At 72.9% G+C, this 25,384-nt stretch carries 24 protein-coding genes and 1 pseudogene; 10 read left to right on the top strand and 15 right to left on the bottom strand.

All coding sequences use genetic code 11. The features are described 5' to 3' along the window. Positions 1-179 precede the first annotated feature (179 nt). The 4 genes from BLV72_RS20225 to BLV72_RS20210 all read left to right on the top strand — a co-directional run bounded on the left by BLV72_RS20225 (position 180) and on the right by BLV72_RS20210 (position 3,734). On the top strand, positions 180-713 hold the full coding sequence (locus BLV72_RS20225) for a hypothetical protein (RefSeq protein WP_093463899.1): 534 nt from the start codon (positions 180-182) through the stop codon (positions 711-713). Further along, complete coding sequence (locus tag BLV72_RS20220; RefSeq protein WP_093463897.1) at positions 710-1,774, top strand: efflux RND transporter periplasmic adaptor subunit; 1,065 nt, start codon at positions 710-712, stop codon at positions 1,772-1,774. The genes BLV72_RS20225 and BLV72_RS20220 overlap by 4 nt, the downstream gene beginning before the upstream one ends. Beyond that, positions 1,771-2,532: an ABC transporter ATP-binding protein gene (locus BLV72_RS20215; protein WP_093463896.1), complete on the top strand. Its 762-nt coding sequence runs from the start codon at positions 1,771-1,773 to the stop codon at positions 2,530-2,532. Before BLV72_RS20220 ends, BLV72_RS20215 begins: the two co-directional genes overlap by 4 nt. A gap of 62 nt (positions 2,533-2,594) precedes the next feature. After that, positions 2,595-3,734: an ABC transporter permease gene (locus tag BLV72_RS20210; RefSeq protein WP_093470445.1), complete on the top strand. Its 1,140-nt coding sequence runs from the start codon at positions 2,595-2,597 to the stop codon at positions 3,732-3,734. 27 nt (positions 3,735-3,761) lie between these two features. On the opposite strand, the gene BLV72_RS20205 is transcribed toward BLV72_RS20210, so the two are convergent. Continuing rightward, entirely contained in the window at positions 3,762-4,667 is a 906-nt protein-coding gene (locus BLV72_RS20205; protein ID WP_093470444.1) for an alpha/beta fold hydrolase, read from the bottom strand. 94 nt (positions 4,668-4,761) lie between these two features. Between BLV72_RS20205 and BLV72_RS20200 the strand changes: the two genes are divergently transcribed. Continuing rightward, entirely contained in the window at positions 4,762-6,768 is a 2,007-nt protein-coding gene (locus BLV72_RS20200) for an AfsR/SARP family transcriptional regulator (protein ID WP_093463894.1), read from the top strand. 258 nt (positions 6,769-7,026) lie between these two features. Here BLV72_RS20200 and BLV72_RS20195 read toward each other — a convergent pair whose 3' ends face one another. The 4 genes and pseudogenes from BLV72_RS20195 to tsaB all read right to left on the bottom strand — a co-directional run bounded on the left by BLV72_RS20195 (position 7,027) and on the right by tsaB (position 9,791). Continuing rightward, a complete protein-coding gene (locus BLV72_RS20195) occupies positions 7,027-7,290 on the bottom strand; it encodes a hypothetical protein (protein ID WP_093463893.1) in 264 nt (87 codons plus the stop codon). After that, positions 7,287-8,393 carry a tRNA (adenosine(37)-N6)-threonylcarbamoyltransferase complex transferase subunit TsaD gene (tsaD, locus tag BLV72_RS20190; RefSeq protein WP_093463891.1) on the bottom strand — a complete coding sequence of 369 codons (1,107 nt, stop codon included), beginning with the start codon at positions 8,391-8,393 and terminating at the stop codon, positions 7,287-7,289. Before tsaD ends, BLV72_RS20195 begins: the two co-directional genes overlap by 4 nt. A gap of 256 nt (positions 8,394-8,649) precedes the next feature. Then, positions 8,650-9,096: pseudogene (gene rimI, locus BLV72_RS20185) on the bottom strand (ribosomal protein S18-alanine N-acetyltransferase); the annotation flags it as partial. Positions 9,097-9,122: 26 nt separating this feature from the next. Next, on the bottom strand, positions 9,123-9,791 hold the full coding sequence (gene tsaB, locus BLV72_RS20180; RefSeq protein WP_093463889.1) for a tRNA (adenosine(37)-N6)-threonylcarbamoyltransferase complex dimerization subunit type 1 TsaB: 669 nt from the start codon (positions 9,789-9,791) through the stop codon (positions 9,123-9,125). A gap of 206 nt (positions 9,792-9,997) precedes the next feature. Between tsaB and BLV72_RS20175 the strand changes: the two genes are divergently transcribed. Further along, positions 9,998-10,537: a hypothetical protein gene (locus BLV72_RS20175; RefSeq protein ID WP_244320868.1), complete on the top strand. Its 540-nt coding sequence runs from the start codon at positions 9,998-10,000 to the stop codon at positions 10,535-10,537. A 57-nt stretch (positions 10,538-10,594) separates the two neighbouring features. Here the strand turns inward: BLV72_RS20175 and BLV72_RS20170 are convergent, their stop codons facing one another. The 4 genes from BLV72_RS20170 to alr all read right to left on the bottom strand — a co-directional run bounded on the left by BLV72_RS20170 (position 10,595) and on the right by alr (position 14,174). Further along, positions 10,595-10,813: a hypothetical protein gene (locus tag BLV72_RS20170; RefSeq protein WP_093463887.1), complete on the bottom strand. Its 219-nt coding sequence runs from the start codon at positions 10,811-10,813 to the stop codon at positions 10,595-10,597. Positions 10,814-11,001: 188 nt separating this feature from the next. Beyond that, positions 11,002-11,520 carry a tRNA (adenosine(37)-N6)-threonylcarbamoyltransferase complex ATPase subunit type 1 TsaE gene (gene tsaE, locus BLV72_RS20165; protein ID WP_093463886.1) on the bottom strand — a complete coding sequence of 173 codons (519 nt, stop codon included), beginning with the start codon at positions 11,518-11,520 and terminating at the stop codon, positions 11,002-11,004. Between the two features lie 252 nt (positions 11,521-11,772). Then, positions 11,773-13,017 carry an alpha/beta fold hydrolase gene (locus BLV72_RS20160; RefSeq protein WP_093463884.1) on the bottom strand — a complete coding sequence of 415 codons (1,245 nt, stop codon included), beginning with the start codon at positions 13,015-13,017 and terminating at the stop codon, positions 11,773-11,775. A 2-nt stretch (positions 13,018-13,019) separates the two neighbouring features. Beyond that, positions 13,020-14,174, bottom strand: a complete 1,155-nt coding sequence (alr, locus tag BLV72_RS20155; RefSeq protein ID WP_093463883.1) for an alanine racemase — start codon at positions 14,172-14,174, stop codon at positions 13,020-13,022. A gap of 83 nt (positions 14,175-14,257) precedes the next feature. Between alr and BLV72_RS20150 the strand changes: the two genes are divergently transcribed. Next, positions 14,258-15,742 carry an NAD(P)H-hydrate dehydratase gene (locus BLV72_RS20150; protein WP_093463881.1) on the top strand — a complete coding sequence of 495 codons (1,485 nt, stop codon included), beginning with the start codon at positions 14,258-14,260 and terminating at the stop codon, positions 15,740-15,742. 179 nt (positions 15,743-15,921) lie between these two features. Here the strand turns inward: BLV72_RS20150 and BLV72_RS20145 are convergent, their stop codons facing one another. Both BLV72_RS20145 and glmS read right to left on the bottom strand, forming a co-directional pair. Further along, a complete protein-coding gene (locus BLV72_RS20145) occupies positions 15,922-16,290 on the bottom strand; it encodes a holo-ACP synthase (protein ID WP_059148944.1) in 369 nt (122 codons plus the stop codon). 16 nt (positions 16,291-16,306) lie between these two features. Beyond that, positions 16,307-18,154: a glutamine--fructose-6-phosphate transaminase (isomerizing) gene (glmS, locus tag BLV72_RS20140; protein ID WP_093470443.1), complete on the bottom strand. Its 1,848-nt coding sequence runs from the start codon at positions 18,152-18,154 to the stop codon at positions 16,307-16,309. A 95-nt stretch (positions 18,155-18,249) separates the two neighbouring features. Between glmS and coaA the strand changes: the two genes are divergently transcribed. Together coaA and BLV72_RS20130 are read left to right on the top strand one after the other, a co-directional pair. Then, the gene (gene coaA / locus BLV72_RS20135; RefSeq protein WP_093463879.1) at positions 18,250-19,260 is read left to right on the top strand and encodes a type I pantothenate kinase; all 1,011 of its coding nucleotides are present in this window, start codon (positions 18,250-18,252) and stop codon (positions 19,258-19,260) included. A 16-nt stretch (positions 19,261-19,276) separates the two neighbouring features. After that, the gene (locus BLV72_RS20130) at positions 19,277-20,197 is read left to right on the top strand and encodes a DUF389 domain-containing protein (protein ID WP_093463878.1); all 921 of its coding nucleotides are present in this window, start codon (positions 19,277-19,279) and stop codon (positions 20,195-20,197) included. Positions 20,198-20,540: 343 nt separating this feature from the next. Here BLV72_RS20130 and glmM read toward each other — a convergent pair whose 3' ends face one another. The 3 genes from glmM to rplM form a co-directional block, all read right to left on the bottom strand. Further along, on the bottom strand, positions 20,541-21,899 hold the full coding sequence (gene glmM / locus BLV72_RS20125; protein WP_093463876.1) for a phosphoglucosamine mutase: 1,359 nt from the start codon (positions 21,897-21,899) through the stop codon (positions 20,541-20,543). A gap of 140 nt (positions 21,900-22,039) precedes the next feature. Beyond that, a complete protein-coding gene (rpsI, locus tag BLV72_RS20120; protein WP_059148950.1) occupies positions 22,040-22,543 on the bottom strand; it encodes a 30S ribosomal protein S9 in 504 nt (167 codons plus the stop codon). Between the two features lie 41 nt (positions 22,544-22,584). Beyond that, complete coding sequence (gene rplM / locus BLV72_RS20115; RefSeq protein WP_059148951.1) at positions 22,585-23,028, bottom strand: 50S ribosomal protein L13; 444 nt, start codon at positions 23,026-23,028, stop codon at positions 22,585-22,587. A 359-nt stretch (positions 23,029-23,387) separates the two neighbouring features. On the opposite strand from rplM, the gene BLV72_RS20110 reads away from it, so the two are divergent. Then, positions 23,388-24,248 carry a hypothetical protein gene (locus BLV72_RS20110; RefSeq protein ID WP_093463875.1) on the top strand — a complete coding sequence of 287 codons (861 nt, stop codon included), beginning with the start codon at positions 23,388-23,390 and terminating at the stop codon, positions 24,246-24,248. A 76-nt stretch (positions 24,249-24,324) separates the two neighbouring features. Here the strand turns inward: BLV72_RS20110 and BLV72_RS20105 are convergent, their stop codons facing one another. Further along, positions 24,325-25,080, bottom strand: a complete 756-nt coding sequence (locus BLV72_RS20105) for a hypothetical protein (protein ID WP_093463874.1) — start codon at positions 25,078-25,080, stop codon at positions 24,325-24,327. Positions 25,081-25,384 lie beyond the last annotated feature (304 nt).

Below are 25,384 nucleotides of genomic sequence, written 5' to 3'. Positions count from 1 at the left end.
AGGCGTCCGCGGTGCCGCCCTGCGGCGCCGGGCGAGGCGCCCGTGCGTCTGTAAGAGACCCGTGCGTCTGTAAGAGAAACGAAACAGCCCCATCGCCCACTCTCCGAGCTGTCCGCAATCACGCGGTCGCCGCACGGCACGCAGCACGGGCGGCGACTCGTTCGCGAGGAGAGAGAACCGTGAGAAACCACAGGCTCACCCTGCCCCTGGCGGCCACCGCGGCCGGTCTGGCCCTGTTCGTGACCGGCTGCTCCGGCTCGTCCGACTCCGGCGGGTCCAAGGACTCGTCCTCGTCCGAGAATCCCACCGCTTCGGGCGGGTCCGGCGACTCGGGCTCGGACCCGGCCGCTTTCGACAAGGCCCAGAAGCTGCGTACGTGCCTACGGGGCAAGGGCATCGACGTTCCCGACCTCAAGCCGGGCGAGGACCCGCACTCGGCGACACTCGCGCAACCGGAGGGCACCTCCGCGGACAAGTGGTCCAAGGCGCTCGAGGATTGCGGATCCAGCATGGCCGGGGGCGGCTCCGGCGGCACCGCCGGCCAGCAGGACGCGCTCGACCAGCAGGTCAAGATCGCCGAGTGCGTGCGGGGCAAGGGCTTCGACATGCCCGACCCGAAGCCCGGCCGCAACGGGGCCAACGGCGGCTTCCGGATCCCGAAGGGTGCCGACCCCGATAAGTTCCTCAAGGCCCTCAACGAGTGCGCGGCATGAGGCGGGCCGCCATCATCGCCTCGCTGGTGGCGGTCGCGGCCGTCGTCGGCGGCGGCATCGCCGTGACGGGACTGGCCCAGCCGCGGAAGGACGAATCCGGGGCGCAGCGGTCCCAACTGCCCGCGGCGACAGCCCCCGTCGAGCGCGGCGACCTGACCAGCAGCACCAGCGTCGACGGCACGCTCGGCTACTCCCGGGAACGCAAGCTGAACGCCGGGGCGTCCGGCACCCTCACCTGGGTGACCCGCAGCGGCTCCACCGTGAAGCGGGACGGCCGTCTGTACGCCCTCGGCGGCAAGGACGTACGCCTGATGTACGGAAGCGAGCCGATGTACCGGACGCTGGAGGAAGGCGACACGGGCACCGACGTCAAGCAGCTCAAGGAGAATCTCATCGAGCTCGGGTACGGCGGCGGCCTCGTCGCCGACGACGAGTTCACGGCGGGCACGACCGCGGCCGTCGAGCGCTGGCAGGAGCACCACGGGCTGGCGGAGACCGGCCGGACCGGGCCCGACCAGATCGCCTTCGCGTCCGGCCCGCTGCGGGTGCAGAGCGTGAACGCGTCGGCCGGCGACGTGGCGGCGCCGGGCCAGAAGATCATGACCACCACCGGTTCCGACCGGGTCGTGCGCCTCGAGGTCAAGGTCTCCGAGGCCGCGCTGGCCAAGCCGGACCACAAGGTGCGGGTGGAGCTGCCCGGTGGAACCGTCGCCGACGGGACGGTCTCCTCCGTGGACGAGGTCGCCACGATGGGGGACGACCCGAACGACAAGACCCCGAAGGTCGGCGTCACGGTCACCTTCGACGATCCCGGCGCGGTGGAGGGCGTCGACAAGTCCCCCGCCACCGTCCTGTTCACCGGCCGGACCCGCAAGGACGTGCTCAGCGTTCCGGTCAGCGCTCTGCTGGCCCTGGAGGACGGCTCGTTCGGCGTCCAGGTCGTCGCGGGCGGCAGGGCACGCGAGGTCAAGGTGAGGCTCGGCATGTTCGCTCAGGGCCGGGTCGAGGTCTCCGGCGCCGGACTGCGGGACGGTATGCGCGTCGGGGTGCCCACGACATGACCACCCCTGACGTGACCGTCGGCAACGCTGCCCGGACCGGGCCCGTGGTGCGGCTGACGGGTGTGACCAAGGAGTACCCGGGCGGGGTCGTGGCCCTGCGCGGGGTGGATCTGACCATCGGCCGGGGCGAACTGGTGGCCATCGTCGGCCCGTCGGGGTCGGGCAAGTCGACCCTGCTGCACATCGTGGGCACCCTGGACCGGCCCACGGCCGGTTCGGTCAGCATCGCGGGCCATGACGCGGCCGGGCTCGGCGACCGCGGCCTGTCCGCGCTGCGCGCCCAGCACATCGGCTTCGTCTTCCAGGCGTTCCACCTCGTACCGGGCATGAGCGCGCTAGCCAACGTCGCCGAGGGCCTGCTCTACTCCGGTCTGCCGCGCGCCGAACGCCGCAGGCGCGCAGTGGAGACGCTGGAACGGGTCGGCCTCGGCGACCGGCTGAACCACCGGCCGCATGAGTTGTCCGGCGGTCAAAAGCAGCGCGTCGCCATCGCCCGTGCGGTCGTGGGCGAGCCCGATCTGCTTCTCGCCGACGAGCCGACCGGCGCGCTGGACTCCGCCTCCGGCGAGGCCGTCGTGGAACTCATCCATGAACTCAACAAGGAGGGCGCGACCATCGCGGTCATCACCCACGACACCGAGATCGCCGGCCGGCTGCCCCGGCAGGTGCGAATCCGCGACGGCGACATCGTCCAGGACACCGCTCACGGCCAGGGGCACGCGCATGCCCCCGGCCACGTACCGAGCGAGGCCCGGTGAGGCGGCGGCGGTCGGTACTCACCCCGGCCCGTCTGACACCGCTGGACATCCTGCACACCGGGATGGCCGGGATGCGCAACCGCCCGATGCGCGTCTTGCTGTCCGCTCTCGGTATCGCCATCGGCATCGCGACGATGATCTCGGTGGTGGGCATCTCCGCCTCCAGCAAGGAGGAACTCCTGCGGGAACTCGACAAGCTCGGCACGAACATGCTGGTCGTCACCCCCGGCACGGATCTGCTCAGCCAGAAGGAGGTGCCGATGGCCAAGGACGCGGCCGGCAGGGTGGCCCGGATCGACGGCGTCGAGCAGGTCGGCGCCACCGGCCTGCTGGATCACACCGTCCGCCGGTCGGAGAAGATCGACGACATGATCACCGGCGGTATCTCGGTCCAGAGCGCCACCGAGGACCTGCTGACCACCCTGCGGGGCAGCATGCGCAGCGGCACCTGGCTCAACGCGGCCACCGGCAAGTACCCCTCGGTGGTGCTCGGCGACGTCGCGGCTCGGCGCCTCGGCATCACCGAGCCCGGCCGGCGCGTCTACATCGACAACGAGTACTTCACCGTCCTCGGCATCCTCGACGAACTGCCGTTGACCCCCGAGGTCGCCCGCTCCGCCCTGGTCGGCTGGGAGGTCGGCAAGACGCGACTCGGCTTCGACGGCCGCCCGACCACGATCTACGAGCGCTCCGCCGACGACAGGGTGGAATCGGTCCACGGCCTGATCCCGCGAACGGTCGACCCCCAAACGCCCCACAACGTGGAGGTCACCGACCCGTCATCCGGGCTCCAGGCCAAGGCCGCCGCCGAGGGCGCCTTCAGCAACCTGCTGCTCGGACTCGGCGGAGTGGCCCTCCTGGTCGGCGGAGTCGGCGTCGCCAACACCATGATCATCTCAGTGCTGGAGCGCCGCTACGAGATCGGCCTGCGCCGCTCCATCGGCGCGACCCGAGGTCAGATCCGGGGCCAGTTCGTCACCGAGTCACTGCTGCTGTCCGGACTCGGCGGTCTCGTCGGCATCCTCCTGGGCGCCACCGCCACCGGCGGCTACGCGATCAGCAACGGCATCCCCTGGGTGATCCCGCCGTGGACGATCGGCGGCGGTTTCGGCGCCACGCTCGTCATCGGCACCCTGGCGGGCCTCTACCCAGCTGTCCGCGCCTCCCATCTGTCCCCGACCCTCGCCCTCCACGCGGCCTGATCCTGGCCTGATCCTGGCCTGATCCGCCTAGCGGGAGAGGAGCTCCCGCAGCGCCTTGGCGATGTCGGCGGGCGCCTCCTCGGCCATGAAGTGGCCGTAGCCGACGGTGCGGTGCTCCAGGTCGTCGGCCCAGGCGCGCCACACCGCCGCCGCGTCATAGCCGAGGGCGGCGCCCCAGTCCTGCTGGAGCACGGTGAGCGGCATCGTCAGCCGGCGCCCGGCGTCCCGGTCGGCCCGGTCGTGGTCGACGTCGACACCGGCGGAGGCGCGGTAGTCGGCCACGATCGAGGGGACCGCGGCGCGGCAGGCGTCCAGATAGGCGGTGCGGACCTCGGCGGGGATGGCCCCCGGGTCGCCCGCCCACAGGTCGAGGAAGTGGCCGAAGAAGTCGTCGGGGCGGGCGGCGATCATCCGCTCGGGCAGCCCCGGGGGCTGGGCCATCAGATAGAGGTGGAAGCCGACCGCGGCGGTGGTGCCGCGCATCACGTCCCACATGTCGAGGGTCGGCAGCACGTCCAGGCAGGCGAGATGGGTGATCGCCGCGGGGTGGTCGAGGCCCGCCCGGAAGGCGACCAGGGCACCGCGGTCATGCCCGGCCAGGGCGAAGCGGTCATGGCCGAGGGCGCGGGCCAGGGCGACGACGTCGGCGGCCATGGTGCGCTTGGAGTAGGCGGCGCTGCCGGTGTCGCTGTCGGCATCGGTGTCGGTGTCGGCGGCCGGTTTGTCGCTGGCGCCGTAGCCGCGCAGGTCGGGGCAGATCACGGTGTGGTCGGCCGCGAGATCGGCGGCGACATGCCGCCACATCAGGTGGGTCTGCGGGAAGCCGTGCAGCAGCACGATGGGGCTGCCCGAGCCCGCGACGGCCGCGTTCAGGGACACGCCGTCGGCGACGGGGACGCGCCGGTAGTCGAAGCCGGGGATGAGAAGGCTCATGTTTCCGCCCTTGCTCTGAATGATGGAGGTGACCAGGTGGCTGTCAGCCTGCCGGGTGCGGATGAGCATCCGATCAGCGCGCTACGGTGACCGCATGCGGGTCGGGTTCGGGGTGCTGGGGCCGGTGGTGGCCTGGGACGCCGACGGGCACGCCATCGCGCTGAAGGGGCCACGGCACCGCGCCGTGCTGGCCCGGCTGATCGTCGCCCGCCGGCGCGTCGTACCCGTATCCCGGCTGGTCGACGACCTGTGGACGGAGCCGCCTCCGGCGGCGGTCGGCGCGGTGCGTACGTTCGTGGCCGCGCTGCGCCGCGCGCTGGAGCCGCAGCGCCCGCCCCGCGCCCCGGCCCGGCTGCTGGTCACCGAGGGTCCCGGATACGCGCTGCGCGCCGATGTGGACGCGGTGGACGCCTGGCGCTTCGAACAGGACGTGTCCGCCGCCGCGACCCTGCCGCCGGACGGCGCGCTGCCCCGGCTGGAGGAGGCGCTGAGCCGGTGGCGCGGCCCCGCGTACGCGGAGTTCGCCGACGAGGACTGGGCCCGGGGTGAGCGCTCCCGGCTGGCGGAGCTGCGGCTGCACGCCGTCGAACGGCAGGCGGAGGCCCGCCTGGCACTGGGCCGGGCCGCCGAGGCGGTGCCGGACCTGGAGGCGCATCTGGCCGAGCACCCCTGGCGCGAGGGCGCCTGGCGGGCGCTGGCCCTCGCGCTGTACCGCACCGGCCGCCAGGGCGACGCGCTGGCGGTGCTGCGCCGGGCCCGGACGCTGCTGGTCGAGCAGCTCGGCGTGGACCCGGGCCCGGAACTGCGCCGCCTGGAGACGGACATCCTCGGCCAGGCGCCCCACCTCGACCCCGCCACGGCCCGGAGCGGGGCGGCCGCCCAGGTATGGGCGGAAGCGGCCGCCGCCTACGACCGCACGGTGGCCTCCGGCGCGCGGACCCGTCTGGAGTCCACGGTCGGCCTGCTCCGCGACCTCTCGATGACCGGAGGCGGCGGCCTGCGAATGGCCCGGCAACAGCGCGTGGCGGCGGTCGCGGCGGCGGAGGAACTGGGCGACCCGGAACTGACCGCCCGGGTGATCGGCTCCTACGACGTCCCGGCGATCTGGACCCGCCTGGACGACCCGCAACAGGCGGCGTCGATCGTCGCCGCGGCCGAACGCACGCTGGCCGCGCTCGCGGCCGGTGTTGGGCCGACGACCGGGCACGGGGTTACGGGCGAGGCGGCGCCGCGTCATGAGGCGGTGCGGGCGCGGCTGTTGGCCACGATTGCCGTCGAGTCGCGTGGTGGTCGCTCCGAACGTGGCCGCCAGGCGGCCCGGCAGGCCGAGGAGATCGCCCGGCGGCTGGACGATCCCGCGCTGCTGGCATTCGCCCTCAACGGCGTCTTCATGCAGACCTTCGACCGCGCGGGGCTGGCGCCGCGCCGGGACGCGACCGGGGCCGAGCTGATCGCCCTGTCGGAACGGCACGGCCTGGTCACCTTCGAGGTGCTCGGCCATCTCATCCGGCTCCAGGCCCGCAGCGCGCTCGCGGACTTCGCGTCGGCGGACCGGCACGCGGCCGCCGCCGACCGTCTGGGCGAGCGCCATGAACGGCCACTGGTCAGCGTGTTCACCGAGTGGTACCGGGCACTGCGGCTGGCGGCGACAGGGCGGGCGGCCGAGGCCGAGGCGGCCTACCGGGACGCGGCCACACGGCTGGACGACGCCGGGATGCCCGGCCTGGAGCACGGTCTGCTGCCGCTCGCGCTGCTCTGTCTGCGCGTGGAACAGGGGCGCCCCGCCCCGACCGACGCGGACCTCGACTGGGGGCCGTACGCCCCCTGGGCCCGCCCGCTGGTGCTGCTGGCCCAGGACCACCGCACTGAGGCCGAGGCGGCGCTGCGCGCGGTCCCGGAGCCGCCCCGCGATCTGCTGCTGGAGGCCCTGTGGTGCCTCACCGGCCGGGCGGCCATCGCCGTCGGCGACCGGGAGACGATGGCACGCGCCCGCACCGCGCTGGCCCCGGCAGCGGCGGAACTGGCCGGGGCGGGCAGCGGCCTGCTCACCCTGGGCCCGGTCGCCCGGCACCTGGCCGATCTCACCGATGCCCTCGGGTGAGGAGGGTGAGGGCGGGAGCGGTACGGCCGGGACGGCACGGCCCGGGAAAGCGTTACGGCCGGGCCGCGGGGTACGCCGGGGGCACCGGGTACGGCCGGGGACGGCACAGCCGGGGTGCGCGGTAGGCCCGGAGGCCGCACAGTCAGGGCGCGGGGCACGACCAGGGCGCGCCACACGGCCGGGCGCACCGCACGGCCGGGCCGCGGGGTACGCCGGGGGCACCGGGTACGGCCGGGGACGGCACCGCCAAGGCGCGGCTCAGTTCTCGTCCGTGACCGTCTCGAAGCGCCAGCGGTGCACCGCGCGGCGGGCCAAGTCCTCCCCCGGTTCGGGGAGTTCCGGCAGGCCCGGGGTGTCGTAGGCGCCGTCCCACCAGGTGATGACGAGGACGCGGTCCTCGGGTGCCCGGAGGGTCTCGCGGCGCAGCGGGGGCGGGTCGAGGGGCTGGCGGGTGGCCCAGGCCAGCAGTTCCTCGCCCTTCCCCGCCACGGCGCGGGCTTCCCACATCAACGCGACGGTCATGCGTACAGGTTCTTCCGGCTCAGCTCGTGCACATGGTCATGGGAGTGGGCGTGCCCGTTCGGGTCCGGGACATGCGGATCGGTCACCGGAAGCGAGGAGTCCGCCGACAGGTCCCACGCCGAGGCGGACCGTCCCCGCGTCACCATCTCCGCGCCGAGTGCCGCGACCATCGCCCCGTTGTCCGTGCACAGCTTCGGCCGCGGCACCCGCAGGGTGAGCCCCGCGTCCTCGCAGCGGCGTTCGGCCATGGCCCGCAGCCGGGAGTTGGCGGCGACGCCGCCGCCGATCATCAGATGCTCCACGCCCTCGTCCTTGCAGGCGCGGACGGCCTTACGGGTCAGCACGTCCACCACCGCCTCCTGGAAGGAGGCCGAGACATCGGCGACCGGGACCTCCTCGCCCGCCGCCCGCTTCGCCTCGATCCAGCGGGCGACCGCGGTCTTCAGCCCCGAGAAGGAGAAGTCGTACGCGGCATCCCGCGGACCGGTCAGCCCGCGCGGGAAGGCGATCGCGTCCGGGTCGCCCTCGCGGGCGATGCGGTCGATGACGGGGCCGCCGGGGAAGCCCAGGTTCAGCACCCGGGCGATCTTGTCGAACGCCTCCCCCGCCGCGTCGTCGATGGTCGAGCCGAGCGGGCGGACGTCGGAGGTGATGTCGGGCGCGAGGAGCAGCGAGGAGTGCCCGCCGCTCACCAGCAGCGCCATCGTCGGCTCGGGCAGCGGACCGTGCTCCAGCTGGTCGACGCAGATGTGCGAGGCGAGGTGGTTGACGCCGTAGAGCGGCTTGCCGAGGGCGTAGGCGTACGCCTTGGCGGCCGAGACGCCGACCAGCAGCGCGCCCGCGAGCCCGGGGCCCGCGGTGACGGCGATGCCGTCGAGGTCGGAGGCGGCGACCCCGGCCTCCTTCAGCGCACGCTGGATCGTGGGGACCATCGCCTCCAGATGGGCGCGGCTGGCGACCTCGGGGACGACGCCGCCGAAGCGGGCGTGCTCGTCCACGCTGGAGGCGACGGCGTCGGCGAGGAGGGTGTGGCCGCGGACGATGCCGACGCCGGTCTCGTCGCAGGAGGTCTCGATGCCGAGGACGAGGGGTTCGTCAGCCATGGGTCTCGGTTCCTTGTACTGAGGTCGCGGGATTCGCGGAATTCGCTGTGTGCGCGGGGTTCGCGGCGTTCGCTGTGTGCGCGGGGTTCGCGGCGTTCGCTGTGTGCGCGGGGTTCGCTGTGTGCACGGTGGGGGCGCTGGTCTCGGTGGGCGCACCGGTCTCGGGGGACGCGCCGGCGCCCGGAGACACGCCCGTCTCAGGGGACACACCCGTCTCGCTGTCCGCGGCAGTCGCCATGCCCGCCGTGGTCACACCCGGCGCCGCCGGGTCGGACAGCCGCATAACCAGGGCGTCCACATTGCCGGGCTGGTAGTAGCCCCTGCGTATGCCGATCGGCTCGAAGCCGAAACGTTCGTACAGCCGCTGCGCGCGGGCGTTGTCGACCCGCACCTCCAGCAGCACCTCACGGCATTCGAAGGCGGTGGCGGCCGTAAGGAGGTCGGTGAGGAGGCGGGCGCCGAGGCCGGTGCCCCAGTGGTCGCGGGCGGAGGCGATGGTCTGGACGTCGCCGGTGCGGTCGAAGACGGCGAGCCCGGCGTATCCGACCAGCCGGGGCCCGCTCTCCGCCACCACATAGTGCCGGGTGGCGTCCCGGCCCCGGGCGTGGGCGAGCTCGGACCAGAACATCCCCCGCGACCAGGCGTCCTCGGGGAACAGCTCCTCCTCGAGCTCCATCACCCGGTCCAGGTCCCACCAGCGCATCTCGCGCAGCGTCACGGTCGCGCCGCTCACTTCGGGGTGACCACCTTGTAGTTGGCGGGCACCTTGGCGTCGGGGCGGCGCAGGTACAGGGGCCGGGGCGGCGGCAGCTCCTCGCCGCGCGCCAGCTTCTCGGCGGCGAGCGAGGCGAGCGCCCCGGCCGACTGGTACTCCGGCATCCCGGGCGGTACGTCGGCGAAGGCCGCCGGGTAGAGCAGCGCGCCCGCGCCGACCGCGGGCAGCCCGGCCACCCGCTCTGCGAGATCGGCGGGGTGGTCGACGGCGGGCTCGGTGACGCGGGTCCGGGCGTCGTCGTAGCGCGCCCAGTAGACCTCCTTGCGCCGCGCGTCCGTGGCCACCACGAAGGGGCCGTCCAGACCGGCCGACCCGGCGGCGTACGCGATCCCGTCCAGGGTGCACAGCCCGTGGACGGGCACGCCGAGGACCGAGCCGAAGGTGGCCGCGGTCACCAGGCCCACGCGCAGTCCGGTGTACGGGCCGGGGCCCGCCCCGACGACGATCTCCGTCACCGCGGCCAGCTCGGTGCCCGCCTCTTTCAGCGTCCGGTGCACGGCGGGCAGCAGCAACTCGCCGTGGCGCCGGGCGTCCACGTCCGAGGTCTCGGCGATCACTGCGGAGCCGTCGTGCAGGGCGACGGTCACGGCGGGGGTGGCGGTATCAAGAGCGAGCAACAGCACGAGAACAGCCTACGGCGCGCCGGGAGGTCGTTCTTTCGTACCGACCCTTCGTACCGACGGTGGAACAGCTCGGTCACCGGTCGGCCGGAGCGCCGCGGGGCGGTGGGCGCCGGTGCTACCGTCGCCGTAAGTGTGTACGGGCCGTCAGCGCGTACTGACCTCAGGAGAGGGTTGCCGCCGTGCCAAGGAGCAGTACCGGGCCAGCTGTGGCCGTACTCACCGCCGCCGCGCTGGGCGTCGTCGGGTTCCTCGGCTACCAGGCCGCCGCGACCGCCCCCGACCATCCGACGCAGGCCCGGCCCGGGTCGCACGCCGCCGAGTCCAAGAAGAAGGACAAGGACGACGCGGGGTCGAAGCGGAAGTCCACCGCCCTTCCGGCCGGCTCCGGCACCGGCGTACGGGTGGTCTACGCACTGGGCGACAAGCGGGTCTGGCTGGTCGGTGCCGACGGTAAGGCCACCCACACCTTCCAGGTGGGCCCGAGCCCGGCCAGCCCCGACCCGGGGACCTATTCCGTGACCTCGCGCAACAAGGGCGGGGTCGGATCGGACGGAGTGCAGGTCGAGCACGTCGTCATCTTCCACTCGGAAGGGGGGGTCGTGTTCGGTTTCAGCGCGGCGGTGGACGGGTCGATGCCGGACCCGAACGCGCGCAAGCGGACCGGGGCCGTCCGGGAGAGCCGGGCGGACAGCGCGGCGATGTGGGAGTTCGCCCAGGTGGACACGAAGGTCGTCGTCATCCCGTAGCCCGGTAGTCCGGCCGTCGGTGGTCCCGTAGCGGAGATGACGCGGCCGCGACGGGCGCTATGCCGCGTCGCGCTCCTCGTCGTCCGCCTCGTGCGCGGACTCGGGCTCGGACTCGGCTGACGCGGGCGTCTCGGCGGACGCGGGCGTCTCCTCCTCGGCCGGCCGCGGGGGCGTCGAGACCGCGCTCGCCGCCGCACATGCCGCCAGGAGCTCCGACATCGACGGTGACCGGTCCTCGCGCGGGCCGGTCCCGGCCACGGGGTCGTGGGCCGACATGGATGCCTCCTGAGGGTGCTGGGGCAGTCGAGCGGAGTTAGGCAGACCTAACCCACGCTTTCTCCACCCATGTGACCACGGGCGATGCCCGGAATGCAACAGCATGCCGACGGCTTGTCGGAAACTACCCGGCATCTGCACGCGAGCTCTACCCGGCGACAACCGCACGGCTGGACGGCTGGACGGCGCTACCCCGCGAGCGACGCCAGGTCCTCCCCCGCCCAGCGGGGGCCGACGCCCGTCACCACCACGTCCCGTACGTCGTCCACATCGGCGGCCGTCGTGTCCGTGACCGCCATGTCGCTGCCCACCGTCCGCTGGATCACCACATGCAGCCGGTCCTCCGCCAGCCCCTCCACCTTCCCCTCGCCCCACTCCACGGCCACCACCGAATCCGGCAGGGAGACGTCGAGGTCCAGGTCCTCCATCTCGTCGAGGCCGCCGTTCAGCCGGTACGCGTCGACATGGACCAGCGGCGGACCGTCGCCCAGCGAGGGGTGCACCCGGGCGATCACGAAGGTGGGAGAGGTGACGGCGCCACGAACGCCGAGGCCCTCGCCCAGGCCCCGCGTCAGGGTCGTCTTGCCCGCGCCGAGTTCACCGGTGAGCAGGACCAGATCGCCGGGGCGCAGCAGCTTGGCGAGTCTGCGGCCCAGGTCCCGCATCTGGTCGGGGGAGGTGACGGTGATGCGCGTGCCTACGTCCATCTGTCTCCTAGCGCGAGGGCCACCGGCTTCCGTCGGCGGCCGCATTGCTTCTCCGGCCCATGATATTTTCCCTCTGTCCCGGTAGGGACCGGTTCGGGCTGGACCGCGACCTTCGGGTTGGAAGCCCCCCGCCTTCAGGCGAGGGAGCGGAGTCACACTCGCCGATGGTACGGACCACGGCGACGGGGCGCCTCGCGCCAGGGCTCTACGTGACGGCGCTTCGCACGGCTGCGAAGCGCCGTCACGTAGAGCCTAGCCCCGGGCCGACTCCCCCCAGCCCGTCACGCCCCGCTTCGCCCGGTCGCCCGCCCCGTCCACGGCCCGCGACAACAGCTCGGTCAGATGGCCGTTGACCACCTCGGGATGCTCAAGGATCACCAGATGCCCGGCCTCTTCGAGGATCACCAGCTCAGCGCCGGGAAGCAGCTCGGCGATCGCCTCGCTGTGTTCCATCGGGGTGATCAGGTCCTTGTCGCCCGCGAGCACCAGCACCGGACGCCCGTCGAAGTGCGGCAGCGCGGCCGCCTTGTCGTGGGCGATGAACGCCGGATAGAACTCCGCGACCACATCGATCGGCGTCGCCTCGATCAGCCGCTCGGCGAACCGCGCGACCCCCGGGTCCACGTCCTTCGAGCCGAACGAATAGCGCTTGATCAGCCCCGCGAAGAGATCGGCGGTGGCCCGCCGCCCCCGTTCGACCAGGTCGGCCTGCCAGCCCAGCGCCTTGAGCAGCCCGGGCAGCACCCGCCGCACCGCGTTCACCCCGACCACCGGGAGGCCGAAGCTGACCTCGCCCAGCCGACCCGCCGAGGTGCCGATGAAGGCCGCGCCGATCACGCGCTCGCGCACCAGGTCGGGGTACTGCGCGGCGAGCGCCATCATCGTCATGCCGCCCATGGAGTGGCCGACCAGCACCAGCGGACCCTCGGGCGCGGCCGCGTCTATGACCGCCTTCAGATCGCGGCCGAGCTGGTCGATGCTGATCGCCTCGCCGTCCGCCTGGGCGCAGCCGCGCGCCGAGCGGCCGTGGCAGCGCTGGTCCCAGTAGACGGTGCGGACGACCTCGCGCAGCGCGGAGCGCTGGAAGTGCCAGGAGTCCTGGCCGAGGCAGTAGCCATGGCTGAAGACCATGGTGACGGGGGTGGGGGTGCGGCGCCCGAACCGCCGCTTGCGCCGCGGCGAGGGCGCGGCGGCATTCTCCCGCACCTCTTCGACCTCGTAGTAGAGCTCGGTGCCGTCGTCGGCGACCGCCGTGCCCGGAGTGCCGCGCAGGGTGCCGTACGGGCCCTCGGCGTCCAGTGCGAGGCGGGCCTTGCGCCGTACACCGCGGCCGACCGTCAGCCGCTCCAGCGCGACGCCCGCGGCCGCCCCCGCCGCGAGCACGCCGATCGTGGCTCCCGCGAATCCGGCGCCCCGGCGCCAGCTCACGGCTGTGGCCCCCGCCGCGACTCGTGTCGCCATCTCTGCCGTACTGCCGGCCGTGCTCTCGTCGCCCATGGTCAGTTCCCTGTGCCCCCGTCCTCACCTACATAAACGCGGGGAATCCGGGCCGAGATTCGCGTCACGATCTCATAGGCGATCGAGCCCACGGCACGTGCCCAGTCCTCGGCGGTCGGCTCGCCCCGGTCGCCCGGGCCGAACAGCACCGCCTCGTCCCCCGGGGCGGCGGTGTCCCCGCCCAAGTCCACCACGAACTGGTCCATGGCGACCGTGCCCGCGATGGTCCGCCACTTTCCCGCGACCAGCACCGGGCCGGTGCCCGAGGCGTGGCGCGGAATGCCGTCCCCGTACCCGACGGGCACCAGCGCGAGGGTGGTCTCGCCGGGGGTCACATAGCGGTGCCCGTAGGAGACGCCGTGTCCGCCCGGTACCCGCTTGACGGAGGCGAGCGCGGCGGAGAGCGTCATCACCGGCCGCAGGCCGAAGTCGGCGGCCGCGCCGAGCTCGGGGCTCGGGGAGATGCCGTAGGTGGCGATGCCGGTCCGTACGAGGTCGAAGTGCGACTCGGGCACGGTCAGGGTCGCCGGGGAGTTGGCCAGGTGGCGCACCTCCGGCCGCAGCCCCGCCTGTTCGGCGTGCGCCACCATGTCGCGGAAGACCGACAGCTGGGCGTCGATGGACGGATGGCCCGGCTCGTCCGCGCAGGCGAAGTGGGACCACAGCCCCGTCACCCGAACGGCCCCTTCCGCCTCGGCCGCGCGGGCCTCGTCGACCAGCGCGGGCCAGTCGGCGGGCTGGCAGCCGCTCCGGCCGAGCCCGGTGTCCGCCTTCAGGTGGAGCCGCGCCGTACGGCCGCACGCACGCGCCGCCGCGACGGCCTCGCGCAGCGCCCACAGTCCGCTGGCCGAGACGTCGATGTCCGCCTCGATCGCCTGCCGCCAGGGGCCGCCGGGCGTCCACAGCCAGCACATCAGCCGCCCCGTGTCCCCCGCCGCCCGCAGCGCGAGCGCCTCCTCGGGCGTGGCCGCCCCCAGCCAGCTCGCGCCCGCCTCACGGGCGGCACGCGCGCACGGGACCATGCCGTGGCCATAGGCGTCCGACTTGACCACGGTCATCAGCTCGGCCGTGGGTGCCGCGGCGCGCAGCGCCCTCACGTTGGCCCGTAGGGCGGCCAGATCGACCACGGCACGGGCGCGCATCGGTGTCTCGTCCATCTCCGTCAGTCTCTCAGGCCGATCAGCCCACCGGAGTGTGTGCTTCCACGCACGGAGTGCCCTCTGTTCGGGAGACTAAGAGCATGAGGATTGCCTACAGCGTGGAGACCGTAAGGGCCGCCGAGCGCGAACTGATGGCGCGGCTGCCCGAAGGAGCGCTCATGCAGCGCGCGGCGGCGGGGCTCGCGGCCGCGTGCGCCGATCTGCTGGGCCGGGTGTACGGCTCCCGGGTGGCCCTGCTCGTCGGGAGCGGCGACAACGGCGGTGACGCGCTCTACGCGGGCGCCCGGCTGGCCCGGCGCGGCGCCGGGGTCACGGCGGTGCTGCTCAACCCCGACCGGGCGCATCAGAGCGGGCTCGCCGCGCTGCGGGCCGCCGGCGGGCGCGCGGTGTCGGCCGAGGGCGGCCGGGCCGACGCCGACGGGGGCGAAGCGGCCGCCGATTGGGGCGAGGCGGCCGTGGCCCGCGCCGATCTCGTCATCGACGGCATCGTCGGCATCGGCGGCAAGGGCGGGCTGCGGCCCGACGCGGAGCGGCTGGTCCGGGCGGTGCGCGGCATCGCCGTCGCCGTGGACCTGCCCAGCGGGGTCGATGCCGACACCGGCGAGGTGCGCGGCTCCGCCGTGCGCGCGGACGCCACGATCACCTTCGGCGCGTACAAGCCGGGGCTGCTCATCGACCCCGCCCACACCCACGCGGGCGCCCTGCGGCTGATCGACATCGGCCTGGACGCCCATCTTCCGGCCGACCCCGACGTGGAGGCCCTGCAGCACGAGGACGTGGCGGCGCTGCTGCCCCGGCCCATGCCCGAGAGCGACAAGTACCGGCGCGGCGTGGTGGGCGTCGTCGCGGGCTCCGCCCGCTACCCGGGCGCGGCCGTGCTGGCCGTCTCGGGCGCGCTGCGGGGCGGTGCGGGGGCGGTTCGCTACGTGGGCCCCGCGGCCGACGACGTCATCTCACGCTTCCCCGAGACCCTCGTCCACACCGGGCCCCCGGCCAAGGCGGGCCGCGTCCAGTCGTGGGTCGTCGGCCCCGGCCTCGGCGACGGCGCGGCGGCCAAGCACTCCCTGGACGACGTCCTCGCCTCCGACGTCCCGGTGCTGGTCGACGCCGATGGGCTCCACCTGCTGCCCACCGGGAGCGACCTGCGCAAACGCGAGGCGGCGACCGTCCTGACCCCGCATGCGGGCGAGGCGGCGGCGCTGCTCGGCGTGAGCCGCGAGGAGGTCGAGTCGGGCCGCCTCGCCGCCGTGCGCGCCCTGTCCGAGCGCTACGGCGCGACCGTGCTCCTGAAGGGGTCCACCACGCTGATCGCCGCCGAACACCAGCCGGTGCGCGTCAACCCCACCGGCACCGGCTGGCTGGCCACGGCGGGCAGCGGCGACGTGCTCTCCGGGCTGATCGGCTCCCTGCTCGCCACCGGCCTCCCCGCCCGCGACGCCGCCTCCGTCGGCGCCTACCTCCACGGCCTGGCCGCCCGCCGCGCCACGACCCCGCATGGCGCCCCCATCGCCGCGTACGACGTCTCGACGGCGCTGACGGACACATGGCGGGACGTGCTGGCCTGAGGCTTCCGCGGATTCCGCTGGGTGCGGCTGCCGCCGCGTGGTGGTTGCTGAGGTGCGCCCGCCGTTCGTGGTGGGGACCGGGGGCGGGCCTCCGGCACCCACCACGAACAGCAGGCGCACCACCCACGCACCCGCGCGCAACGACGCAGCCGGACCCGCACCCGCACCCAGCGGAACCCTCACCCCTCCGCGATCACCACCGCCGACGCGACCCCCGCGTCATGGCTCAGAGAGACATGCAGCCCCCGCACCCCCAGCCGCTCCGCGCAGACGGCGATCGTGCCGCGGACGGAGAGGCGGGGGCGGCCGCTGGGTTCGGTGAGGATCTCGGCGTCCGTCCAGCGCAGGCCGCCGGGGGCGCCCAGGGACTTGGCCAGGGCCTCCTTGGCCGCGAAGCGGGCCGCCAGGGAGGCCATGCCACGGCGTTCCCCGCTCGGCAGCCACAGCTCGCGCTCGACGAAGAGCCGGTCCGCCATCCCGGGCGTGCGCTCCAGCGCCTCCGCGAAACGGTCGATACCGGCCACGTCGATGCCCACGCCGACGATCACGCCGTCATCCGTCGGGTCACTCCACGGTCACCGACTTGGCGAGGTTCCTCGGCTGGTCGACCTCGTTGCCGCGCGCCGTGGCCAGCTCGCACGCGAAGACCTGCAGCGGCACCGTCGCGACCAGGGGCTGCAGCAACGTAGGCGTGGCGGGGATCTCGATCAGGTGGTCGGCGTACGGGGCCACCGTCTCGTCGCCGCGCTCGGCGATGACGATCGTGCGGGCGCCGCGCGCCCGGATCTCCTGGATGTTGGAGACGATCTTGTCGTGCAACACGGACCGCCCGCGCGGCGACGGCACGACCACGACGACCGGGACGTCCTGCTCGATCAGCGCGATCGGCCCGTGCTTGAGCTCGCCCGCGGCGAAGCCCTCGGCGTGCATGTAGGCGAGCTCCTTGAGCTTGAGCGCGCCCTCCAGGGCAACCGGGTAGCCCACGTGGCGCCCCAGGAAGAGGACGGTGTTCTTGTCCGCCAGGCTGCGGGCCAGCTCGCGTACCGGCTCCATGGTCTCCAGGACCTGGTCCACCTGGGTCGCGATCTCCGACAGCTCGCGGATCACGGACAGGATCTCGTCGCCCCACTTGGTGCCGCGCACCTGGCCCAGGTAGAGCGCCACCAGGTAGCAGGCCACCAGCTGGGTGAGAAACGCCTTGGTGGAGGCGACGGCGACCTCGGGCCCGGCGTGGGTGTAGAGCACCGCGTCCGACTCGCGCGGGATGGTGGAGCCGTTCGTATTGCAGATGGCCAGTACCTTCGCGCCCTGCTCCCGCGCGTGCCGCAGCGCCATCAGGGTGTCCATGGTCTCGCCGGACTGGGAGATGGCGATCACCAGCGTCCGCTGGTCCAGGATCGGATCGCGGTAGCGGAACTCGCTGGCCAGCTCCGTCTCGCAGGGGATCCGGGTCCAGTGCTCGATGGCGTACTTGGCGATCATGCCCGCGTGGTAGGCCGTGCCGCAGGCGACGATCACGACCTTGCTGACCTCGCGCAGCACCGAGGCCGGGATGCGCACCTCGTCCAGGCAGAGGTTCCCGGCCAGGTCGATCCGGCCGAGCAGGGTGTCCGCGACGGCCTTCGGCTGCTCGGCGATCTCCTTGAGCATGAAGTAGTCGTAGCCGCCCTTCTCGGCGGCGGAGGCGTCCCAGTCCACGTGGTACGGGCGGACCTCGGCCGGCGCCCCCTCGAAGTCGGTGACGACCACACCCTCCCGGCGGGCCTCCACGACCTGGTCCTGGCCCAGCTCGATGGCCTCGCGGGTGTGGGCGATGAAGGCGGCCACATCGGAGGCGAGGAACGCCTCGTCCTCGCCGACGCCGACGACCAGCGGCGAGTTGCGGCGCGCTCCGACCACCACATCGGGCGCGTCCGCGTGCACCGCGACCAGGGTGAAGGCGCCCTCCAGACGGCGGCAGACCTGGCGCATCGCCTCGGCGAGGTCGCCGCAGGACGAGAACGACTCGGCGAGCAGATGCGCCACGACCTCCGTGTCGGTCTCGGAGGCCAGGTCGTGGCCGCGCTCGGCCAGCTCGGCGCGGAGCGCGGCGAAGTTCTCGATGATGCCGTTGTGGACGACCGAGACCCGGCCCGCGTTGTCCAGGTGCGGATGGGCGTTGGCGTCGGTGGGGCCGCCGTGGGTGGCCCAGCGGGTGTGGCCGATGCCGGTACTGCCGGTGGGCAGCGGGCGATCGGCCAGCTCCTTCTCCAGGTTGGCCAGCTTGCCCGCCTTCTTGGCGGCCGCCAGCCCGCCATCGGCCAGCACGGCGACGCCCGCCGAGTCATAGCCGCGGTACTCCAGCCGCTTGAGTCCGGCGAGGACGACATCGAGGGCCGACTGCCCTCCCACATAACCAACGATTCCGCACATGGACGCAGCGTACGGCCCCCGGACCCGGGCCGGGGTGACCGACCCCACGCCTCAACCGCGCTCACTCGGCCGGTCCCTGCCATGACAATGAGGGGGTGATCACGTCAACCGCGCGCGCGGCGCGCACCGTGCGCGGCCCGCAGCGGCGGAGCGGCGAGGCGACCCCGTATGTGGATCTGTCCCGCGCCGAGTGGAGCGCGCTGCGGGACAAGACCCCGCTGCCGCTGACCGCCGAGGAGGTGGAGAAGCTGCGCGGGCTGGGCGACGTCATCGACCTCGAAGAGGTGCGGGACGTCTATCTGCCGCTGTCCCGGCTGCTCAACCTCTATGTGGCCGCCACCGGCAATCTGCGCGGCGCGCTCAACACCTTCCTCGGCGACACCAAGCACGGCAACGGCGCCCAGCCCGGTACGCCCTTCGTCATCGGCGTGGCGGGCAGCGTCGCGGTCGGCAAGTCGACCACCGCCCGGCTGCTCCAGGCGCTGCTGGCCCGCTGGCCCGAGCATCCGCGGGTGGAGCTGATCACCACGGACGGCTTTCTGTACCCCAACGCCGAGCTGCGGCGCCGCGGGCTGATGTCCCGTAAGGGGTTCCCCGAGAGTTACGACCGCAGGGCGCTGACCCGTTTCGTCGCCGATGTGAAGGCGGGCCGGGCGGAGGTGTCGGCGCCGGTCTACTCGCACCTGATCTACGACATCGTGCCGGACGAGCGGCTGACCGTGCACCGCCCCGACATCCTGATCGTCGAGGGGCTCAATGTGCTGCAGCCCGCGCTGCCGGGGAACGACGGGCTGACCCGGGTGGGGCTCGCGGACTTCTTCGACTTCAGCGTGTACGTGGACGCCAGGACCGAGGACATCGAGCGCTGGTACCTGGGCCGCTTCCGGAAGCTGCGGGAGACGGCCTTCCAGGACCCCTCCTCGTACTTCCGCAAGTACACCCAGGTCTCCGAGGAGGAGGCGCTGGACTACGGCCGGATGATCTGGCGCACCATCAACAAGCCCAATCTGAAGCAGAACGTCCAGCCCACGCGGGGCCGGGCGACGCTGGTGCTGCGCAAGGGGCCGGACCACAAGGTCCAGCGGCTGTCCCTGCGCAAGCTGTGAGGAGCGTACGTACGCCATGCTGCACTTGCGGTTGATCGTCCCCGCTGACCGCACCGAGGCGGTGGTGCGCGGCATCGAGAAGACGGTCGGCGCCACCCATCTGGTGGTGCTGCCGGGCGCCGCCCGCGACCCCGCGGGCGACGTCGTCATGTGCGACGTGGCGCGCGAGGCCGGGGACGGTCTGCTGGGCGAGCTGCGCGAGCTGGGTCTTGACGAGACCGGGTCGATCGCGGTGGAGAACATCGACCTCTCGCTGTCCAAGCGCGCCGACAAGGCGGAGGAGGAGGCGCCCGGCGAGGGAGCGGACGCGGTCCTGTGGGAGCAGCTGGCGGACGCCACCCATGAGGAGTCCACGCTCTCGGTCACCTATCTCGCCTTCCTCGTCATCGCGACGATGATCGCGGCATGCGGTGTGGTGCTGGACAACGCGATCCTGATCGTGGGCGCGATGGCGGTGGGCCCGGAGTTCGGGCCGCTGGCGGGGCTGTGCACCGCGCTGGTGCGGCGCGCGCCGCGGCTGGCGGCGCGCTCGGCGATCGCGCTGCTGGTCGGGTTCGCCGCGGCGATGGTGCTGACCACCGGCTTCAGCATCGCGATGGACGCGGTGGGGCTCTTCGGCAGGGACATGCTGGAGCGCGCCCGGCCGAACACGGACTTCATCTGGAAGCCGGACATGTTCTCGTTCGTGGTCGCCGTGCTCGCGGGGATCGCGGGCACGCTCTCGCTGACGTCGGCGAAGTCCGGTGCGCTGGTGGGGGTGGCGATCTCGGTGACGACGGTGCCGGCGGCGGCCAATGCGGCGGTGGCGCTGGGGTATGGGGAGATCGAGCAGATGTGGGGCTCCACGGAGCAGTTGCTGCTGAACCTGGTGGGGATCGTGGTGGCGGGGACGCTGACGTTGGGGATGCAGAAGGTTGTGTGGGGGCGGCGGGGGTAGCCCCGCCCCGCCCCCTTCCCGCTGCGTCGATATGCGGCTCCGCGCGTGGCGGGGCGCCGCCCCGGACCCCGCTCCTCAAGCGCCGGAGGGGCTGGAAAAATCCAGCCCCTCCGGCGCGAGGAAGCGACAGGACGGCCGGCGTGTACCGGCAGCGGGGCCGGGACCGAGGCCACCGCGGTACACGGCGGCGGTCCAGGCGGCCTCGCTGAAGTCCGGTGCGGTTCGGTTGCGCCCAGAAGGGGCGCGGGGCTGTGTCGTTGTGCGGCTCCGCCGCGTGGGCGCGACCAGCCACGACGCGGCCGCGGATGAACGACCGCACCTTGCGCCGCTTCCCGCGGAGCGCCTAGCCCAGGGCCGATTTCACCGCGTCCGCCAGGCGTCCGGCGACCGAGCGGGCCTGTTCGATGTCGGCCGCCTCGACCATGACCCGCACCAGCGGCTCCGTGCCCGACGGGCGGAGGAGTACTCGGCCGGTCTCGCCCAGCTCGCGCTCGGCCTCGGAGACGGCCGCGGCCAGGTCGGCGCTGGAGGCGACGCGCGACTTGTCCACGTCGGGGACGTTGACCAGGACCTGGGGCAGTCGCTCCATGACGGCGGCGAGATCGGCCAGGGTGCGGCCGGTCGCGGCGACGCGGGCCGCCAGCAGCAGACCGGTGAGCGTGCCGTCACCGGTCGTGGCCTGATCGAGGACGATCACATGGCCGGACTGCTCGCCGCCGAGCGCGTAGCCGCGGGTCTTCATCTCCTCCAGCACATAGCGGTCCCCGACCGCCGTCTGGACCAGCTCGACGCCCTCTCGCTTCATGGCCAGCTTGAAGCCGAGGTTGGACATCACGGTGCCGACCACCGCGTCCCCCCGCAGCTCGCCCGCCTCGCGCATGGCCAGGGCGAGGACGGCGAGGATCTGGTCGCCGTCGACCTCGCGGCCGGTCGCGTCCACCGCGAGACAGCGGTCGGCGTCCCCGTCGTGGGCGATGCCGAGGTCGGCGCGGTGTTCCACGACGGCGGCCTGGAGCCGGGCGAGGTGGGTGGAGCCGTAGCCGTCGTTGATGTTGAGGCCGTCCGGGTCGGTGCCGATCGTCACGACCTCGGCCCCGGCCCGCGCGAACGCCTCGGGCGAGACCCGGGCGGCGGCGCCGTGCGCGCCGTCGATGACGACCTTGAGGCCGTCGAGCCGGTTGGGGAGGGCGCCGACCAGGTGGGCCACGTAGGCGTCGAAGCCCTCCTCGTAGGGCCGGACCCGGCCCACCCCGGCGCCCGTCGGCCGGTCCCACGGCTCGCCGGAGGCATGCGAGCGGTAGGTGGTCTCGATACGGTCTTCCAGCTCGTCGGCCAGCTTGTGACCGCCGCGGGCGAAGAACTTGATCCCGTTATCGGGCATCGGGTTGTGGCTCGCGGAGAGCATCACCCCGAGGTCCGCGTCCAGCGCCCCGGTCAGATGCGCGACGGCCGGCGTGGGCAGCACACCGACCCGCAGAACGTCCACTCCGGCGCTGGCCAGCCCCGCCACCACGGCCGCCTCCAGGAACTCCCCGGACGCTCGCGGATCCCGCCCGACCACCGCCACCGGCCGGTGGCCCTCGAAGGTTCCCGCCTCGGCGAGCACATGCGCCGCCGCTACCGACAGGCCGAGCGCCATCTCAGCCGTCAGATCGGCGTTGGCGACGCCGCGCACACCATCCGTACCGAAGAGTCGTCCCACTGGTGTCCTCCGAAGTTACGAGCTGGGGGGCAGAAGCTTGCTTGTAGGTATACGCCCCCTGGTGGCGATAGCCGAACGCCCCGGGGGCACAGGTGGTGCCGCCGGGGCGTTCGGGTGAAGCAGCGGTGCCGCGATGGGCGTCAGCGCTTGCTGTACTGAGGCGCCTTGCGGGCCTTCTTCAGACCGGCCTTCTTACGCTCGGTGGCGCGGTCGTCACGGGTCAGGAAGCCGGCCTTCTTGAGGGGGGCGCGGTTGTTGTCCACGTCCGCCTCGTTCAGCGCGCGGGCGATGCCCAGACGGAGCGCACCGGCCTGGCCGGACACGCCGCCGCCCGCGATGCGGGCGATCACGTCGTAGCGGTCGTCCAGCTCGAGCACCTTGAAGGGCTCGTTGACTTCCTGCTGGTGAACCTTGTTGGGGAAGTACTCCTCGAGAGTACGACCGTTGATCTTCCACTGCCCGCTGCCCGGCACGATGCGGACGCGCGCCACGGCGTTCTTGCGACGCCCGGTGCCGGCGGCCGGCTGCGGGTCACCGAAGCGGGAAGCGAGCGACTCGGAGGTGTACTCCGACTCGACCGTCTCAACGCTCTCGGTGGTGTACTCCTCGACATCGAGGGGGGTCTCGGCGGTGGTCTCGGCCACGATGCTCCTCAGATTCTTTTCGTCGTCAGGGGTGGCCGGGACTACTGCGCGACCTGGGTGATCTCGAACGGGACCGGCTGCTGAGCGGTGTGCGGGTGCTGGTCACCCGAGTACACCTTCAGCTTCGAGAGCATCTGACGGCCCAGGGTGTTCTTGGGGAGCATGCCCTTGATGGCCTTCTCGACGGCCTTCTCCGGGTTCTTCTCCAGCAGCTCGTCGTAGCGGATGGAGCGCAGACCACCCGGGTAGCCGGAGTGGCGGTACGCCATCTTCTGGGTCCGCTTGTTACCGGAGAGGTGCACCTTGTCGGCGTTGATGATGATGACGAAGTCACCAGTGTCGACATGCGGCGCGTACACCGGCTTGTGCTTGCCCCGCAAGAGGGTGGCGGCCTGAGTGGCCAGACGGCCGAGAACAACGTCGGTGGCGTCGATGACGTGCCACTGACGCTGGACGTCGCCGGGCTTGGGGCTGAACGTACGCACGGTCGTAGCCTTCGCTTCTTCAGTGAGTGGGGTCTCCCCGGATCCGCTAGGACCGAGGGGACGGGTCCGGACAAGGCCACCCGGACGATCACGACAGCCTTGGCCGCACCTCGGTGACGCATCCGAGTGCCTGCCGCTGGTCATCGGCCCGGTGGACCGGCGTAACGGCCTCTCACGTGAGAACGAGCAAGCCAATACGCATAACGAACTGGCAGAATACCGGCCCGCCCCACCGCGGGTCAAAACACCCCCGCCCCACCGGGCACCCGCCGGCCGCCCGCACCGGGCCGGGCCACCGGCCGGGCCCGCGCCCCGCCGACGGCTCCCCGGCGTCACCCGGCCGGTCTAAGATGCGCGCCATGAGCTTTGGGCAAGGGGGGCCTTACGGGCCCGGGGGATCTCAGCCGCCTCAGCCGTCGACACCGGACTGGGCGGCGCTCGCCGACCAGTCCGCCCGCGCGGGCCGGCGCCGCAGGCTGCTCTTCATCGGCGGCGGGGTGCTGGCCACCGCCGCCGTCGCCGCGATCGTCGCCACCGCCGTGGTCAGCAGCGGCCACAAGGACAAGAGCGGCGGGGACTCGGCCGGCGGGCTGCCCACCCCCCAGGACCTCCCCAGCGAGTCGGCGACGTCCGAGCCCACCTTCTCCGATGTCGCCCCGCCCGCGCCGCCGAAGCCGCTGGACATCATCTCCAGCGCCCGGCGGGACAAGGCGCCGCTGTCCGCGGCCACCCTCTTCCCGGAGAAGCGCGCCGCGAAGGACGACCGCTCGTACACCAAGGCGGCGTCCGCCTCCACGACGAGCTGCGCCGCCGCCACCCAGGGGGCGCTCGGCTCGGTCCTGACGAACAACGGCTGCCGCAAGCTGCTGCGGGCCACCTTCTCCCGGGACGGCGTCGCGGTGACGGTCGGCGTCGCGGTCTTCGACGGCAAGGCGGCGGCCGAGAAGGCCAAGGACCAGTACAAGCCCAATATCGCCTCGCTGACGGGCGGAGGCGTGCCGGCCTTCTGCCGCCGGACCGCCTGCCAGAGTTCGGCGAACGCGATCGGGCGGTACGCCTACTTCACGATCTCCGGCTATACGTCGGGCAAGGCGGTCACGGCGTCGGACACCGCGGCCCTCCAGGCCGGGCGCGATGTGGCCGACTACACCTTCCGCCGCATCCTGGCCCGCGGCAGCGCCCAGGCATCGGCGGAGGCGGCCGCGACGACCGCCAACTGAGCCACCACCGCCGGCTGAGACGCCGGTCCCGCCGGTCCCCCGCCGGGCGGCGCCCGCCGGGGGGATCGGGGATCGGCTACGACGCGGCGCCCCGCGCGGCCTTCTCCACCTTCGCCACCTGGGCGTCCACCAGCGCGGCCGGGACCTCGGACTTCGTGGGGTCCGAGATGTTCGTCCCGAAGAACACCATGAGCTGCGGACCGGACCGCACCACCGTGAACTTGATGACGGCCTTGTTCTCGCTCGCGTCATGCAGGCTGAAGGCCAGCGCCTCGTCCCCCGCCTTCGGCGCTTCGAGCTGCTCCACCTTCTTGACGTCCGACTTCTCCCCGGAGCCGTCCTTCGCCGCGAACCCGCCCTGGCAGGCGGTCGCCGCCTCGCGCAGGTCCTTGATCGTCTGCTCGGCGTCGCCCGGTCCGTAGGAGGAGACCCGGATCAGGCCGATGCCGCCGATCTTCGCCTTGGAGAGGTCGGTGGCGTAGGAGCGGTGGACGCTGGCCTTGGGCGCCGGGTCGTACTGGGACCCCATCAGCGCGGCCAGCGGCTGGCACTCGGCCTTCCCCGACTTGGCCGACCCGCCCTCGCTGATCTCCTTGTCGGTCATCTTCTGGATTTCGAACCCCTTGAGCTCACCGCTCGCCAGGGTGGCCCGCTCCAGGGCGGACGCGGACAGCGCCTTCGCGGCCGGGGCGGTGCTCGCGGGCTTGTCGTCCTGCTTGGCGCCGTCGGACTTGCCGTCGCCGGAGTCGCTGCCGCATCCGGTCATCAGCCCCAGCGCCGCCACCGCCGCGATGGCCGCGCCTATGGTCCGCTTCGCACCGGACTCGTTCATTTCTCTGTCCACCCCTGGTCGATATCGGGCCCGTACGGCCACCGCACGGACACCCCGCAGACTCCCAGAACACCGGGAGGGTTGTACTCCCTTTCCCGAATGTGGTGGATCCCATATCACCATGCGCATAAGCAACCTTCAGGGCCCAGACCAGTCTTACGGACCGATCGGTCCTTTCTGGCTCCATACCGGCATCACCCCGACCCCAAATCGGCCCAATGCGGCCCGGTTCGGAACCAGCACCCAGCACGGCCTCGGAGGGGAGGGCACGCCGCGGCGGATCGGCTGCGCCGGGCGTACATCA

This window comes from Streptomyces melanosporofaciens (assembly GCF_900105695.1).
In the GTDB taxonomy this organism is placed as follows: Bacteria; Actinomycetota; Actinomycetes; order Streptomycetales; family Streptomycetaceae; genus Streptomyces; species Streptomyces antimycoticus.
This window is presented reverse-complemented; position numbering and strand designations above follow the sequence as displayed.